The organism is Nonomuraea sp. GTA35 (assembly GCF_041950525.1).
Taxonomy (GTDB): Bacteria; Actinomycetota; Actinomycetes; order Streptosporangiales; family Streptosporangiaceae; genus Nonomuraea.
Window position 1 is genome coordinate 39,318 of record NZ_JBGNUV010000017.1, and the last position, 14,008, is coordinate 53,325.

At 73.5% G+C, this 14,008-nt stretch carries 13 protein-coding genes; 8 read left to right on the forward strand and 5 right to left on the reverse strand.

Features of this window, described 5'->3' with window-relative positions:
• Position 1: 1 nt before the first annotated feature.
• Positions 2-766: a helix-turn-helix transcriptional regulator gene (locus ACBJ32_RS49215; RefSeq protein ID WP_375132801.1), complete on the reverse strand. Its 765-nt coding sequence runs from the start codon at positions 764-766 to the stop codon at positions 2-4.
• A gap of 809 nt (positions 767-1,575) precedes the next feature.
• Here ACBJ32_RS49215 and pip point away from each other — a divergent pair.
• Positions 1,576-2,526 (forward strand): prolyl aminopeptidase, encoded by a 951-nt coding sequence (pip, locus tag ACBJ32_RS49220; RefSeq protein WP_375132802.1) that lies wholly within the window; start codon positions 1,576-1,578, stop codon positions 2,524-2,526.
• A 197-nt stretch (positions 2,527-2,723) separates the two neighbouring features.
• Here pip and ACBJ32_RS49225 read toward each other — a convergent pair whose 3' ends face one another.
• Entirely contained in the window at positions 2,724-3,722 is a 999-nt protein-coding gene (locus tag ACBJ32_RS49225; RefSeq protein WP_375132803.1) for a nucleoside hydrolase, read from the reverse strand.
• Between the two features lie 120 nt (positions 3,723-3,842).
• On the opposite strand from ACBJ32_RS49225, the gene ACBJ32_RS49230 reads away from it, so the two are divergent.
• Together ACBJ32_RS49230 and ACBJ32_RS49235 are read left to right on the forward strand one after the other, a co-directional pair.
• Positions 3,843-4,394, forward strand: coding sequence for a CGNR zinc finger domain-containing protein (locus ACBJ32_RS49230; protein WP_357876577.1), 552 nt, complete (start codon positions 3,843-3,845; stop codon positions 4,392-4,394).
• A 94-nt stretch (positions 4,395-4,488) separates the two neighbouring features.
• On the forward strand, positions 4,489-6,126 hold the full coding sequence (locus tag ACBJ32_RS49235) for a serine/threonine-protein kinase (protein ID WP_375132804.1): 1,638 nt from the start codon (positions 4,489-4,491) through the stop codon (positions 6,124-6,126).
• Positions 6,127-6,138: 12 nt separating this feature from the next.
• On the opposite strand, the gene ACBJ32_RS49240 is transcribed toward ACBJ32_RS49235, so the two are convergent.
• Complete coding sequence (locus ACBJ32_RS49240; RefSeq protein ID WP_375132805.1) at positions 6,139-6,906, reverse strand: IclR family transcriptional regulator; 768 nt, start codon at positions 6,904-6,906, stop codon at positions 6,139-6,141.
• Between the two features lie 97 nt (positions 6,907-7,003).
• Between ACBJ32_RS49240 and ACBJ32_RS49245 the strand changes: the two genes are divergently transcribed.
• The 5 genes from ACBJ32_RS49245 (at position 7,004) to ACBJ32_RS49265 (ending at position 11,989) form a co-directional block, all read left to right on the forward strand.
• Positions 7,004-8,152: a cupin domain-containing protein gene (locus ACBJ32_RS49245; protein ID WP_375132806.1), complete on the forward strand. Its 1,149-nt coding sequence runs from the start codon at positions 7,004-7,006 to the stop codon at positions 8,150-8,152.
• Positions 8,149-9,033: a fumarylacetoacetate hydrolase family protein gene (locus ACBJ32_RS49250; RefSeq protein WP_375132807.1), complete on the forward strand. Its 885-nt coding sequence runs from the start codon at positions 8,149-8,151 to the stop codon at positions 9,031-9,033. The genes ACBJ32_RS49245 and ACBJ32_RS49250 overlap by 4 nt, the downstream gene beginning before the upstream one ends.
• Entirely contained in the window at positions 9,033-9,743 is a 711-nt protein-coding gene (locus ACBJ32_RS49255) for a maleylpyruvate isomerase family mycothiol-dependent enzyme (protein WP_375132808.1), read from the forward strand. Before ACBJ32_RS49250 ends, ACBJ32_RS49255 begins: the two co-directional genes overlap by 1 nt.
• A 71-nt stretch (positions 9,744-9,814) precedes the next feature.
• Positions 9,815-11,020 (forward strand): FAD-dependent oxidoreductase, encoded by a 1,206-nt coding sequence (locus tag ACBJ32_RS49260; protein WP_375132809.1) that lies wholly within the window; start codon positions 9,815-9,817, stop codon positions 11,018-11,020.
• Positions 11,021-11,053: 33 nt separating this feature from the next.
• A complete protein-coding gene (locus tag ACBJ32_RS49265) occupies positions 11,054-11,989 on the forward strand; it encodes an intradiol ring-cleavage dioxygenase (protein ID WP_375132810.1) in 936 nt (311 codons plus the stop codon).
• 4 nt (positions 11,990-11,993) lie between these two features.
• On the opposite strand, the gene ACBJ32_RS49270 is transcribed toward ACBJ32_RS49265, so the two are convergent.
• Both ACBJ32_RS49270 and ACBJ32_RS49275 read right to left on the reverse strand, forming a co-directional pair.
• Positions 11,994-13,172 (reverse strand): glycosyltransferase family 4 protein, encoded by a 1,179-nt coding sequence (locus tag ACBJ32_RS49270; RefSeq protein WP_375132811.1) that lies wholly within the window; start codon positions 13,170-13,172, stop codon positions 11,994-11,996.
• Complete coding sequence (locus tag ACBJ32_RS49275; RefSeq protein WP_375132812.1) at positions 13,169-13,867, reverse strand: sulfotransferase; 699 nt, start codon at positions 13,865-13,867, stop codon at positions 13,169-13,171. The genes ACBJ32_RS49270 and ACBJ32_RS49275 overlap by 4 nt, the downstream gene beginning before the upstream one ends.
• Positions 13,868-14,008: the final 141 nt, after the last annotated feature.

A 14,008-nucleotide genomic window follows, 5' to 3' on the forward strand; every position in this document is an offset into this window, starting at 1 on the left:
GCTAGTGCGCGAGCCGCCCGGTGTCTTGAACGAATGCGAACAGCTGCTTCGGCGTCATCCCCGCCATCGCGCGGACCTCCCGGGCGAGGTGGGGCTGGTCGGCGTAACCGCACGCGACCGCCCGGCCCAGCGTGGCCGAGGGCCGGCTCAGCGCGTGCACCGCCCGCTGGAAGCGGGCGACCCTGGCCACCGTCTTGGGCGTGAGGCCCACCACCCGGCGGAAGCCCAGCTCCAGGTAGCGGCGGCTGACGCCCAGCTCACCGGCCAGGGCCTCGATCGTGAGCCGCCCGGCCGGCCCGGGCCGCGACCTCTCCGGCTCCTGCGGCGACCTCTCCCGCTCCTGCAGCCGCCGCCAGGCGTACATGATCAGGCCGTCGGAGCCCGCGGCGGCGGTGCGTGGCGCCGCCGCCACCAGCCACCGCTCCAGCACGCCGAAGCGGGCCGCCCAGCTCGCCGGTTCCGCCAGCCGGCCGGCCAGCTCCTCGGCACGGGCGGCCCCGAGGAGGTCCGCCAGGGGCACGGTCGCGCCGGCCACCTCGCGCATGGGCGTCCCGAGCAGCGCCGACACCCCGGCAGGGGTGAGCCCGACCGCCACCCCGTGACGCCAGAGAGCACGAGGCGAGAGCGTCGCGGCGCTCCGGGGGCCGGTGACGATCGGGCCCGCGCCGGCGAAGTCGATGATCAGGGTGGCCGCGTTGAGCGGCAGCATCCTGGTGGGCGCCTCCGCTCCGCCGGGCCCGGCCCGGAAACCCGCCCATCCCAGCACGTAGGGACGCAGGTGCGGCCCTGACGCGACGGCGACGGACCGGTACGGCTCGGGGCGCGGGTTCCCCTGGAAGCGAATGGATCGACATCACCCCACCATCCTGCGGTCCGTACGCGACCCGCGGCGCGCCCACATCGGGAGCCGGTCGCCTAGAGCGCATCTTCCTGCCGTGCGGGCGGGGTGTTTGTTGCCTCGCGGCGAGTTCAGGGAACGTCGTTCCGTGCAACGTATCCGGTATGACGGCAAAGACGATGAAATCCTGCTCGTGCGGACACGGATCCTCCTGCTCGTGCTCCAGCAGCTGTAGCTGCGGCTGCAACTCCTGATCCCTGCCCGGTACGCGGGCCCGGACGCCGGCGAGCTCCGGTGGGTGGAGCACAGAGCCGTGCTCACGAACCGCAGCGCGGAGCCGGTGGGTGAGAGTGTCGATGCCGACCTCCCCGGACGTGGCGACGCCGCCACGCTCCAGCACCGGCGCCATGCCGGCGATCGTCCGGGCGAAGCACGCGTACGCGGGAGATTCCGGGTCGGCCGCCGCGGGAACCGACACGGCCACCCCGGGCACCGGGACCCGGCCTCGCGCGAGACCGTCGCGAGCCGGACACCGGCGTCCGGGGTGCGGCCGGCCTCGCGCGTGACCGCCACGAACCGGCGTCCGGCGGATGGCCTCGCGCGTGGCCGCCGGGAACCGGTCACCGGCGGGTGGCCTTGCGCGTGACCGTGGCGGGCCGGCCATCGGCGGCCGGGCGTGGGCGGCGCCATCGCCCCCTGGTGCGCAGGCGTCCCTGGCGGGATCTATCTTCGGTAGCGTGATCGACTGGTATCCGAAGGCAGAGCCGTACGACTGCGGCATGCTCCCCGTCGGCGACGGCGCCGAGATCTACTGGGAGACCTGCGGCAATCCGGCGGGCAAGCCCGCGCTGTTCCTGCACGGCGGCCCCGGCGGCGGCCTGCTTCCCGACCACCGGCGCTTCTTCGACCCGGACGCGTACCGCATCGTGCTGTTCGACCAGCGCAACTGCGGCCGCAGCCGGCCCTACGCCGGCGACCCGGAGGTCTCGCTGCGGCACAACACCACACCCCACCTGGTGGCCGACATCGAACGGCTGCGCGAGCGGCTCGCCGTCGAGCGCTGGCTGGTCTTCGGCGGGAGCTGGGGCACCACCCTCGGGCTGGCGTACGCGCAGGCACACCCCGACCGGGTCACCGAGCTCGTGCTGCGCGGCGTGTGGCTCGTCCGTCCCGGGGACGAGGCGTGGTCCTTCACGCCGTCGGGTGCTGCGCACCTGTTCCCGGCCGAGTGGGCGGCCTTCGTCGCCCCGATCCCCGCCGACGAGCGGCACGACCTCGTCGCCGCCTACGGCCGCCGCATCACCGACCCCGATCCGGCCGTGCACGTGCCCGCGGCCCGCGCCTGGATGGGCTGGGAGCTGTCCGCGAACACGCTGCTGCCGGTGACCCCGCCCGACCTCGACGACACCGCGCTGCTGGCCTTCGCCCGCATCACGCACCACTACATCGCCAACGGGGCCTTCCTGCCGGAGGAGGGCCTCCTGGCGGGCATCGACCGCATCCGGCACATCCCGGCGGTCGTCGTCAACGGCCGCTACGACGTCAAGACGCCGCCCGGCCAGGCGTGGGCACTGCACCAGGCCTGGCCGGAAGCCGAGCTGCGGATCGTCGAGGACGCCGGCCACGGCGGCTCCGAGCCGGGCATCCGCAGCCTGCTGATCCAGGCCACCGACCGCTTCCGGCCCTGAGACCTCGGCGCCCGTACGGCTACGTTGCCGGCGAGGCACCGGCTCCGCGCCGAACACGGAGCCGGCCGCCCTCCAACCACGGCCGCCCTCCAACCACGGCCGCCCTCCAATCACGGCCGCTCGCCTGCTTGCGGCTGCTCTCACCGCGAGGGACGCCCGCCCTTCGGGCCCGTCCCTTCGCCACGGCGTCCCCCTGCTCACGGGCGCCCGTTCAGGGTGCCGAGGAAGCGCTGCTCGAACGCGGCGGTGCCGGCCGCCGTGCCGTACCGGAGCGGTCCTCCCGACGGCGAGAGGAACGTGCGCCCCGCCGACGGGCCGCTCGGCACCACGTCCACGCGCCCGTACGTGAACTCCACGTGCCCGGGGCGGACGGCGCTCATCGCGGCGAGCGGGTCCCACCAGTAGAGCAGGGCCTGCTCGATCAGGGGCCGCACCTCGGGATGGGTGACGATCTCCAGCACGGTGTCGGCGGCCGGGGTGCGGTGGTCGGCGGCGAGCCGGTCCAGGAACGCGCCGGTGATCGGCACCTCGTTGGCGGCGTCCAGCGACACCATGCGTACGGCGCCCCGGCTGCCGGTGAGCACGGCCCGCGCGGCGGCGGGGTCGAGCCAGTAGTTGAACTCCTGCGTCCCGTCGAACTCGGGCGGCGTGCCGCAGCACAGGTTCCCCGGCACGTGCACGGCGCCGCCCATCGAGGTCAGCCGGGAGGCGGAGGAGGGCAGGGCGGCGGCCAGGTTGGTGAGCGGGCCGGTGGCGATGATCTGGGTGGAGGGGTCGGCCCGCAGCAACTTCCTGATCAGGTCGGGCGCGCGGACCGCTGACGGCGTCTCGTCGCCCGCGCAGCCGGGGGTGGCGGACGTCAGCACCCGGTCGAAGAGCCGGCGCAGGTCGGCGGGGAAGGAGTTCGGCCCGGTGGCGGAGCCGTCGGCGATCCGCACGCCGCTCAGGCCGAGCCGCTCTGCCAGGCACCTGGCGTGCCGGATCGCCCGGCCGGGTAAGCCGGCGCCGCTGTTCGTCACGGTGATGGCGCGCAGCTCGATGCGGCCTGCCCGGTGCTCCTGGGCGAGGTAGGCCATAGTGGCGGCGTCGTCGAAGTCCATGTCGGTGTCGAAGACGACGGCGGGGGGACGGGCGTGGGCGGCGGTCGCGGGGAGCACGGCCAGGGCCAGGAGGAGAGCGAGCAGGAATCTTTTCATGAGGTTCCCGGAATGTGTGGGGTTGATCGGTACGGGCTCCAGTCAAACCCGGAGCTGTTTCATTTCGCACTCATCTCCTCCCGATTGCACGACCTGGACGTCACCTGTCAAACTGGTGATGTGAACCATGTCTTCCTGTGCGGCAACCCCGCGCTCGACTTCGCCTGCACCCTGCGCGCCCGCCGTACGGCGCGCTTCGAGACGCTGGACGCCCCCGCCACGCTCGACTCCTGGTACGTGGAGTGCGGCCTCGTCAACGCGGCGCCCGCCTGCCAGGAGGGGGACCTCGCGCGGGCCGTGGAGGTGCGGGAGGCCATCTACGCGCTGGTCACCGCCCGGCTCGCGGGCGACGGCTACGACGAGCAGGCGCTCGCGCTGGTGAACGAGGCGGCCCGCACGCCGCCCGCGACGCCCCGGCTCACCGCCGCCGGCCGGTGGACGGAGGCGACTCCTGAGCAGGCGCTGTCCACGGTGGCGCGGCACGCCATCGAGCTGCTCAGCGGGCCGGACGTGCCGCTGATGAAGGAGTGCGCCAACCCGGAGTGCACCAAGGTCTTCATCGACCGGTCGCGGGGCGGGCGGCGGGAGTGGTGCGGCATGGAGTCGTGCGGTAACAAGGTCAAGGCGGCGGCGTACCGGGCCCGCAAGAAGCAGGCGGCCACGGCGCGCTGACGCGGCTCGCGAGCGGCGGAACGGCCCACAAAGCCGGATTTATCCCGCTAAGGTGCATGGGTCCGTCCCGGCTGTCACAGGAGTCACGCCGCTCATGCCCCGTGCCGAACCGCTCCGCCCGGATGACCCCGAGGCGATCGCCGCCTACCGGATCGTCGGGCGGCTCGGCGAGGGCGGCCAGGGTGTCGTCTACCTCGCGCAGGCGCCGGACGGGCGGCCCGTCGCCGTCAAGGTGCTGCGGGAGTCCGCGCGCGGTGACGAGCGGTTCGCCAGGGAGATCGCGGCGGCGCGGCGGGTGGAGCCGTTCTGCGTCGCGCAGGTGCTCGACGCGTCGCTGGGCGGGCGGCCGTACATCGTCAGCGAGTACGTCGAAGGGCCCTCGCTCCAGCAGGCCGGCCGTCACCACGGCGCCGACCTGCAACGGCTGGCCGTCAGCACCGCCACGGCGCTGGCCGCCATCCACCAGGCGGGCATCGTGCACCGCGACTTCAAGCCCGCCAACGTGCTGCTCGGCCGGGACGGGCCGCGCGTCATCGACTTCGGCATCGCCCGCGCCGCCGACTCCGCGCTCACCGTCACCAGCGGCATCGTCGGCACGCCCGCGTACATGGCGCCCGAGCAGCTCGCGGGCGCGTACGTCGGCCCGGCGGCGGACGTGTTCGCCTGGGCCTCGGTCATGGTGTTCGCCGGCACGGGCAGGCCGCCGTTCGGCGACGACTCGCTGCCCGCGGTCATCAACCGCATCCTCAACCACGAGCCGTTCCTGGGCGACCTGCCGGAGCCGCTGCGCCCGATCGTGCACGCCTGCCTCGCCAAGGACCCGGCCGCCCGCCCAGGCATGCAGGACGTGCTGTTACGCCTCCTCGGCGGGAGCCACCCGGCCCACCCGGCCGCCCCCGTCCCAGGCCATCACGGCCTTACGGGAGGCGGTGAGCCGGTCGCGCCAGGCCCGGGCGGTCACCACGCCGTACCGGGTGGCGGGTGGCAGGCCGTCCCGCACTTCCCGCCGCCCCCCGGCCCCGGGCCCGCTCACCCGGCGGGCACGTTGCCGCCGCGCCGCCCGAAGCGGCGCCTGCCCGTGATCGCCGCGCTCTCGGGAGCGCTGGCCGCGTGCCTGGTGGCCGGGGTCGCCGTGTGGAACGCGCGCTCGGACGAGGACCCCGTCCAGCCCGTGCTGGCCGCCGACTCCGGCGAGCCGTCCCCTTCGCCCTCCAGGAGCAGGAAGCGGGCCCGCACCCCGTCGCCATCCAGCTCCAGGAGCACCCCCGAGAGCACGCCGTCTCCCACCGTCAGGACCACCCGCCCCCGCCCCACCCCGTCCCAGGCGCGCACGACCGCCCGCCCCACCCCGTCGAACCGGCCGACGACCACCCGCCCGTCACCCACCGCGAGCAGGACCAAGGCAGCCGCGGCCGCCTCCTTCAGCCTCTCCTACGTACGGGTCGCCGGCAGCTCCAAGATCAACACCGAGGGTGTCACCTGCTACACGGGCACGCTGGGCTTCGGCGTCGGCCTGGACGCGAGCCGGGAGGGCGCCCCGTTCTCCTACCAGTGGATCGTGGACGGCCAGGTGATCGAGAGCGGCTCCAGAAGGATCCCGTCCTACGGCAAGAGCGACTACTTCGGCTCGAAGAAGCAGATCACCCCCGAGCTGGGCTCCACCCACACGGTCGTCTTCCAGCTCACCTCCCCGGTACGCAAGAGCAAGTCGACGAGCTGGACCATGTGCTGACAGACCCGGGGCTCACCCGGCGGCGCCGCGCATCTCCGCCTCGATGTCGCGCGCGGTCACGGCCAGCGCGCCGACCAGGGCGGGCAGCCGGTCCCGCGAGAACCGCGTGGTGGGCATCGACACCGTCACGGCCGCCTGCGCCGTGCCGTCCTCGCCGCGCACGGCCCGGCCGACGGCGGTGACGCCCGCCTCGGTCCTGCCCGCGTTGATGGCGAAGCCGCGCTCGCGCGTCGTGCGCAGCTCGCGGCGCAGTGCCACCAGGTTGGGCCGCTGGTCGGGCCGGTCGGCCCACTTGTCCTCGCTGTAGAGCAGGTCGAGCCGCTCGGGCGGCAGGTCGGCGAGGATGACCTTGCCGCCGGAGGCCAGGTGGGCGGGGAAGACCATGCCTTCGCGGTTGCCCACCCGCAGCGCCTGGTCGCACTCCACCGTGCCGATGAACCGTACGTGATCACCGGAAAGGATCACCAGGTTGGCACTCTCACGGACCCGCTCGACCAGCGCCGACAGGTGCGGCATGGCGGTCGCGCGCAGCCGCGAGGTGTGGGACAGGGAACCGGCGCCCAGCGAGAGGACGGGCCCGGCCGCGTACCGGCGGTCCTCGGACTGCACCGCGAAATCCCGGTACACCAGCATGGCCAGCAGCCGGTGCGCGGTGGACGGCGCCACGCCGAGCCGCTCGGCGGCCTCACCGACGCCGAGCGGGCCCTCCACCTGGAGCATCACCGCGAGTTGAAGGGCGAGGTCGACGCTGCGGATGGCGTAGTTCGGCGGATTCTTCACAGCAGAATGTCCTGTTCTTCTGGGACGCCCAGGCTACAAGCTGGCACCACAGCATCGAGCCGCACGCCGACGCCGTGTCATCGACGAAGGAGCCAGCATGACCCAGACCGCGAACCAGCCCGTGCGCCTCGCCGTGGTCGACGCCCCGGACCAGCCGCCGCCGTCGCCCGCGCTGGAAGAGCTGTACCGCGGCTTCGAGCAGGAGCTGCTGATCCCGCTCTGGACCGAGATCGGCGACCTGATGCCGCCGCACCCGCGCGCCAAGGCGGTCCCGCACCTGTGGCGCTGGCAGAGCCTGCTGGCCCTGGCGGACCGGGCCGGCCACCTGGTGCCGGTCGGCCGCGGCGGGGAACGGCGGGCGATCGCGCTGGCGAACCCGTCACTCGGCGGCCGGCCGTTCGCCACGCCGACGTTGTGGGCGGCGATCCAGTACCTGATGCCGGGCGAGGACGCCCCAGAGCACCGGCACACCCAGCACGCGTTCCGGTTCGTCGTCGAGGGCGAGGGCGTGTGGACCGTCGTCGGGCGCGACCCGGTGCCGATGCGGCGCGGCGACTTCCTGCCCCAGGTGGGCTGGAACTGGCACGCCCACCACAACGGCGCCGCCGGGCCGATGGCCTGGATCGACGGTCTGGACATCCCGTTCCAGTACGCCGTGGACGCGCAGTTCTTCGAGTTCGGCCGCGACCGGATCTCCGAGGCCGAGCGCATCACCCCGGACCGCTCCCGCTCCGAGCGCCTGTGGGGGCACCCGGGCCTGCGCCCCGTCTCCGCGCCCGGCCCGCAGCCCGGCACCCCGCTGCTGGCCTACCGCTGGGCCGACACGGACCGCGCACTGTCCGACCAGCTCGACCTGGAGGCGGAGGGGTACGCCGGCACGGTCGAGCCCGGCCACGCCGCCGTCCGCTACACCAACCCCACCACCGGCGGCGACGTGCTGCCGACCATCCGGGCGGAGATGCACAGGATTCGCGCCGGCGCCGAGACCGCGCCCCGCCGCGAGGCCGGCTCCTCGGTCTACCAGGTCTTCGACGGCAGCGGGCGCGTCACGGTCGGCGACACCTCGTGGTCGGTGACGCGCGGCGACCTGTTCGTCGTCCCGTCCTGGCTGCCGTTCTCGGCCAGATCCGACGCCTCGGCCTCCGACTCCGACTCGGGCGCCCTCGATCTGTTCAGGTTCAGCGACGGGCCGGTCTTCGAGGCGCTCCACCTCGACCGCGTCGCCGTGGAAGGAAGGAACGCATGAAGCTCGCCACCATCCGGACCGCCGACGGCCGTACCAGGGCCGTGCGCGTGGACGGGGACACCCTCGTCGACCTCGGCCTCGCCGACGTGGGCGAGCTGCTGGCCCGGCCAGGCTGGGCCGAGCACGCCGCACGGGCGGACGGCGGCGCCGTCGAGAGCGCCGGGTTCGCGCCCGTCGTCCCCCGGCCCGGCAAGATCATCTGCATCGGGTTGAACTACCGCAGGCACATCCTGGAGATGGGCCGGGAGCTGCCGCAGTACCCGACGCTGTTCGCCAAGTACCCCGAGGCGCTCGTCGGCGCCTACGACGAGATCCTGCTGCCGCCCGAGTCCGAGCAGGTGGACTGGGAGGCCGAGCTGGCCGTCGTCATCGGCAGGCGGGTACGCCGGGCCACCGAGGCCGAGGCGGACGCGGCCATCGCCGGGTTCGCCGTGCTCAACGACGTCACCATGCGCGACTGGCAGTACCGCTCCCCGGTCTGGCTGCAGGGCAAGACCTGGGAGGCCAGCACGCCGTTCGGCCCGTACCTGGTCACGCCCGGCGACCTGCCCGGCGGCACCCGCCCCTCGCTCACCCTGACCGGATGGGTGGACGGCGAGGTGGTGCAGCAGGCCGACACCGCGGACCTGGTCTTCGACCCCGTCGCGCTGGTCCGGTACGTCTCCACGATCCTCACCCTCGACCCGGGCGACGTCATCGCGACGGGCACGCCCGGCGGGGTGGGGCACGCCCGCAAGCCCGCCCGCTACCTCGCGGACGGCAGCGTCCTGGCCACCGAGATCACCGGCCTGGGCCGCTCGGAGTCGAGGGCCGTGGCGGAGCCGGTCGCAGAAGCCGCCACCGGCCCCGCCCCTGCGCCTGCCTCCGGGCATACGGCCTGATGGCGGCCCAGCGGAGCCTGGCCGGCAGCCTGCGCTGGATGGCCGAGGGCACCGACACGTTCTTCGAGGCGCTGGCCGGACTGCCCGACGACCGGCTGGACGTGCCGACGGCGCTGACCGGCTGGACGGGCAGGCACCTGCTCGCCCACGTCGCCGCCAACGCCGACGCACTGGGCAACCTGGCGCACTGGGCGCGTACGGGCGAGGAACGGCCGATGTACGCCTCGTTCGCGCAGCGCGACGCCGACATCCAGGCCGGCGCCCTGCGCTCCGCGGCCGAGCTGCGCTCCTGGGCCGCGAGCTCCGCGGAGCTCCTCGACCGGCGGCTGTCCGAGCTGGACGAGCGCCGGTGGAGCCACCCGGTCCGCACCGCCCAGGGCCGCACCGTCCCCGCGGCCGAGATCCCGTGGATGCGCGCCAGGGAGATCATGGTGCACGCCGTCGACCTCGGCGCCGGGGTGGGCTTCGGCGACCTGCCCGCCGACTTCCTGGCCGCCCTGATCGACGACATCACCGCCAAGCGGTCCGGCGCGGGCGACGGCCCCGCGCTCGCCCTCACGGCGACCGGCCACGGCGGCACGTGGACCGTCTCAGGCACCGGCGATCCCGCGGACGTCACCGGCACCCTCGCCGAACTGGCGGCCTACCTCTCCGGCCGCGCGGCCGGCCCCGGCGACCGGCCCGCGCCCGCCCTGCCGCGGTGGCTGTGAAAAGCACCCCCCAGGCAGCGCACGCCAGGCAGCCCACGCCACGCAGCGCAACGATGGAAGGAGCCCCTCAGGTGACCAGTGACGACGTCGATGTGGTCGTCGTGGGCGGCGGCATCGGCGGCCTGTCCAACGCCCTCGCGCTCAGCCGCAAGGGCCTGCGGGTGCGGGTGCTGGAGCGGGCGCAGGAGTTCGGCGAGGTCGGCGCCGGCCTGCAGATCGCTCCCAACTGCACCCGCATCCTCGACCGCTGGGGCCTGCTCGCCGAGATCACCTCGCTCGGCGTGCTCCCGGAGAACATCGTCATGAAGGACGCCGTCGACGGCAGCGTCCTGACCAGGCTCGACCTGCGCGACGTGGAGCGGCGCTACGGCTTCCCGTACATGGTGATCCACCGCAGCGACCTGCACGGCACGCTGCTGCGCGCCTGCCGGGAGGCGGGGGTGGACCTGGTCACCGACGTGGCGGTGACGGGGTACGAGCAGGCCCCGGGCGGCGCGGTCGCCGTGCACGACGGGGGCGGGGAGTGCGGCACGGTGGTGATCGCGGCGGACGGCCTGCACTCGGTGGCCCGCCGGATCCTGAGCGACGACGAGCCGGTCAACTCCGCCTACGTCGCCTACCGGGGTGCCGTGCCGTTCGACCGGGTCGCCGGCCTCGACGTGCACGCCAAGGACGTGGTCGTCTACGTCGGCCCCCGCTGCCACTTCGTGCAGTACCCCCTGCGCCAGGGCGAGATGTTCAACCAGGTCGCGGTGTTCGAGTCGCGCAGGGCGCTGGCAGGCGAGGCGGACTGGGGCACGCCCGACGAGCTCGACGCGGCCTTCGAGGGCACCTGCGGGCAGGTGCGGGCCGGGCTGCCGCTGATGTGGCGCGACCGCTGGTGGCGGATGTTCGACCGCGACCCGATCATGAACTGGGTCAGCGGCAGGATCGTCCTCACCGGGGACGCGGCGCACCCGCCGCTGCAGTACCTGGCGCAGGGCGCGGTCATGGCCATCGAGGACGCCTGGGTGCTGTCCGAGCACGTGGCGAGCGGCGGGGGCGACTGGGACGCCGCGCTGGCGGCGTACAACGCGGTCCGCACCGAGCACTGCCGCCGCGTGCTGACCACCGCGCGCGCGTGGGGCGAGCTGTGGCACCACGACGGCGACAAGCGGCTGTGGCGCAACGGCGTGCTGCGCGGGCGCGACGTCCACGACTACACCTACGTGGACTGGCTCTTCGGGCCGACCGCGCTCACTCCCGAGCAGGAGCCGCCCATGTTCCCGGCGGGCTGAGCGGGAGCCGGGGCGAGCGTGTCATAGTGAGTCATGAGCCAGCAAGCGCCGCCCGTGAAGGACATCTCCGCCGAGCAGGCCGCCCGCGAGCAGGCTCTGGTCCGGCAGGTGCTGGCGGCCTTCGACGGCACGCCGTCGCCCCGGCTCAAGCAGCTCCTCCAGGCTCTGGCCGGGCACCTGCACGCCTTCGTCCGTGAGACCCGGCTGACCACGCGGGAGTGGGAGGCGGCGATCGGCTTCCTCACCGCGTGCGGGCACATCACCGACGACCGGCGGCAGGAGTTCGTCCTGCTGTCCGACGTGCTCGGCCTGTCGATGCAGACGATCGCGGTCAACAACGAGGCGCGCGGCGACGCGACCGAGGCGACCGTGCTCGGGCCGTTCTTCGTGGAGGGCTCGCCGGAGATCCCGATCGGCGGCGACATGTCCGGCGGCGCCCCCGGCGAGCCGTGCTGGGTGGAGGGCGCCGTCAGGGACAGCGCGGGCGAGCCCGTCCCGCATGCCAGGATCGAGGTGTGGGAGGCCGACGCCGACGGCCGCTACGACGTCCAGTACGGCGACGACCGGACCGCGGGCCGCGCCCACCTCCACAGCGACGACCAGGGACGCTTCGCCTTCTGGGCCGTCACCCCGACGCCGTACCCGATCCCGTCGGACGGCCCGGTCGGCGACCTGCTGCGGGCCACGGGGCGCTCGCCGATGCGCGCCTCCCACCTGCACTTCATGGTCTCCGCCGGCGGGCTGCGCACGCTGGTGACGCACATCTTCGTCCGCGGCTGCGCCTACCTGGAGCGCGACAGCGTCTTCGGCGTCAAGGAGTCGCTGATCAGGGACTTCGCCAGGCAGGAGGCCGGCACGCCCGCCCCCGGCGGCCGGGAGGTCACCGGCCCGTGGACGCGCGTGCGCTTCGACATCGTCCTGGCCCCCGATCAGGAGGCCGAGGACGTGGGCCGCGCGGAGCGGCGGTGACCGGCTAGCGGGCCGCCCGTACGTCGGCGTCGATCGGCTCGCCGTTGGCCAGCGCGGTGAACAGCCTGTCCCACAGCGGCATGACGACGTGCGGGGTGTAGTCGTAGGCCGTCTCGGCCGCGGCGGCGCCCAGGCGCACCCGCAGCTCGCGATCGCCCATCGCCCGGCCGAGCGCCTCGGTCAGCGCGGGCACGTTGCGCGGCGGCACCAGCAGCCCGTCCTTGCCGGGCGTCAGCACGTCGGCGGGCCCGGTCGGGCAGTCGAAGGCGACGACCGGCAGGGCGTGGCCCATGGCCTCGATCATGGCCATCGGCAGCCCCTCGATCCGGGAGCTGAGCGCGTAGACCGACGCCTTGGCCAGCTCCTCGTGGATGCGGTTGCTGCGGCCCATCAGCCGGATCCTGTCGCCCGCGCCGGCCTCGTCGATGCGCTTTTGCAGCCGCTCCTTCGACGGCCCGGTGCCGAAGATGCGCAGCTTCCACTCCGGGTGCTCCTCCGCGGTGGCGGCGAAGGCCGGGATGAGCATGTCGAAGCCCTTCTGCGGCACCAGCCTTCCCACGGCGATCACGATCGGGTTGCTCTGGTCGGAGTGCTTGCGCTCCTCCATGTGCACCGCGTTGGGGATGCGCACCACCGGCGTGCTCTTGAGCACCTTGCGGTATTCGCGGCGGCTGGTCTCGGTCAGCACGGCGATCGCGTCGAAGTTGCCGTAGTGGCGGACGATCTGCTCGCGGACCCGCTCGTGGTAGGAGGCCAGGTTCATGTGCTCCTGGGCGACGCGGATCACGCTGGAGGAGGCGCGGCGGGCCGCGATCAGGTTGAGCGCGGGGCGGGTGGTGACCAGGATGCCGTCACGCAGGCCGGAGACGTAGTCGATGACCGCGGCCTCGACACGCTCGGTGAAGTACTCCGCCGCGAACTCCCCGTACGGGACGATCTTGCCGCGGGCCCGGCGCCAGACCTTGCGCGCCAGGGAGTCGGCGGCGATGCCGTCGCGCTGGTCCACCAGCGCCGAGAGCCGCACCAGCGGGTCGATGGCGAACTGCAGCTCGTTCCTGCGCCGGACCACGCTGACGATCTCGACGTCGTGGCCGGCCGCGGCCATGGCGTTGGCCTGGTTGACGACGGTGCGGATGGTGCCGCCCATGCCGTAGGCGTGCAGCAGCATGTAACGGATCTTCATGTCAGGTACTCCCAGGTCCTGCACATGTCCTTCAGCACATCAGGGATCTGGTCGGGGCGCGGCAGGTCGCGACCGCGTTGTACCGTTCCTGAGCGGATCTTGTCCTTCCAGTCCCCCAGGCCCTTGGTCACCACGTCGGGAGTGCCGTAGGAGAGCAGCTCGGGCGCCCAGGGCACCTCCAGGAACTCGCAGATGCCGCGCCCGATGCCCTCGGGGTCCGCGGTCAGCTCCTCGTAGCGGACGGTCAGCCCCGGCAGGGCCTTGCGCGCGCGCTGCACGGCCTTCATGTACCGCAGCGCGTCCGCGGCGGCCTCGTCGGGGGTGCGCTTGCCCGGGCTGGCCTCGTACCAGGAGCTGGCGATCGAGGCGGGATGGCGCAGCAGGAACACGAACCGCGCGTCCGGCCAGCACGTGGACAGCCGCTCGTAGGCGAACGCGTTCGCCGGCGTCTTCTCGACGATGAACCGCTTGCCGCTGCGCAGCAGCTCCCGGTGGAGCACCCGGTCCCACAGCAGATGCTCCAGATCGGCCTTGTTGTGGCCGAGTGCCTCCATGGCCCTTTCCGCCAGCGAGGTGTCGAATTCCACTCTCAACCGGCGTACGTGCAGCTCGTGCGGAGCATGCAGGTCCGGGTGAGCGTTGAGCATCGCCCGCAGCAGCGTCGAGCCCGATCGGACCGGCGAGATGATGAACACCGGCGCCTGCACGAGGCGATCGGTCTTCGGATCCGCCGGCGGCCTGAAAGGCGTTTCCGGTCGTTTGACCGGGGCCTTTTCCGTGGCCGTCGTCGTAGCCGCTTGCCCTGCTTTACCTACTCGGTTGAACTGGAATCCTGT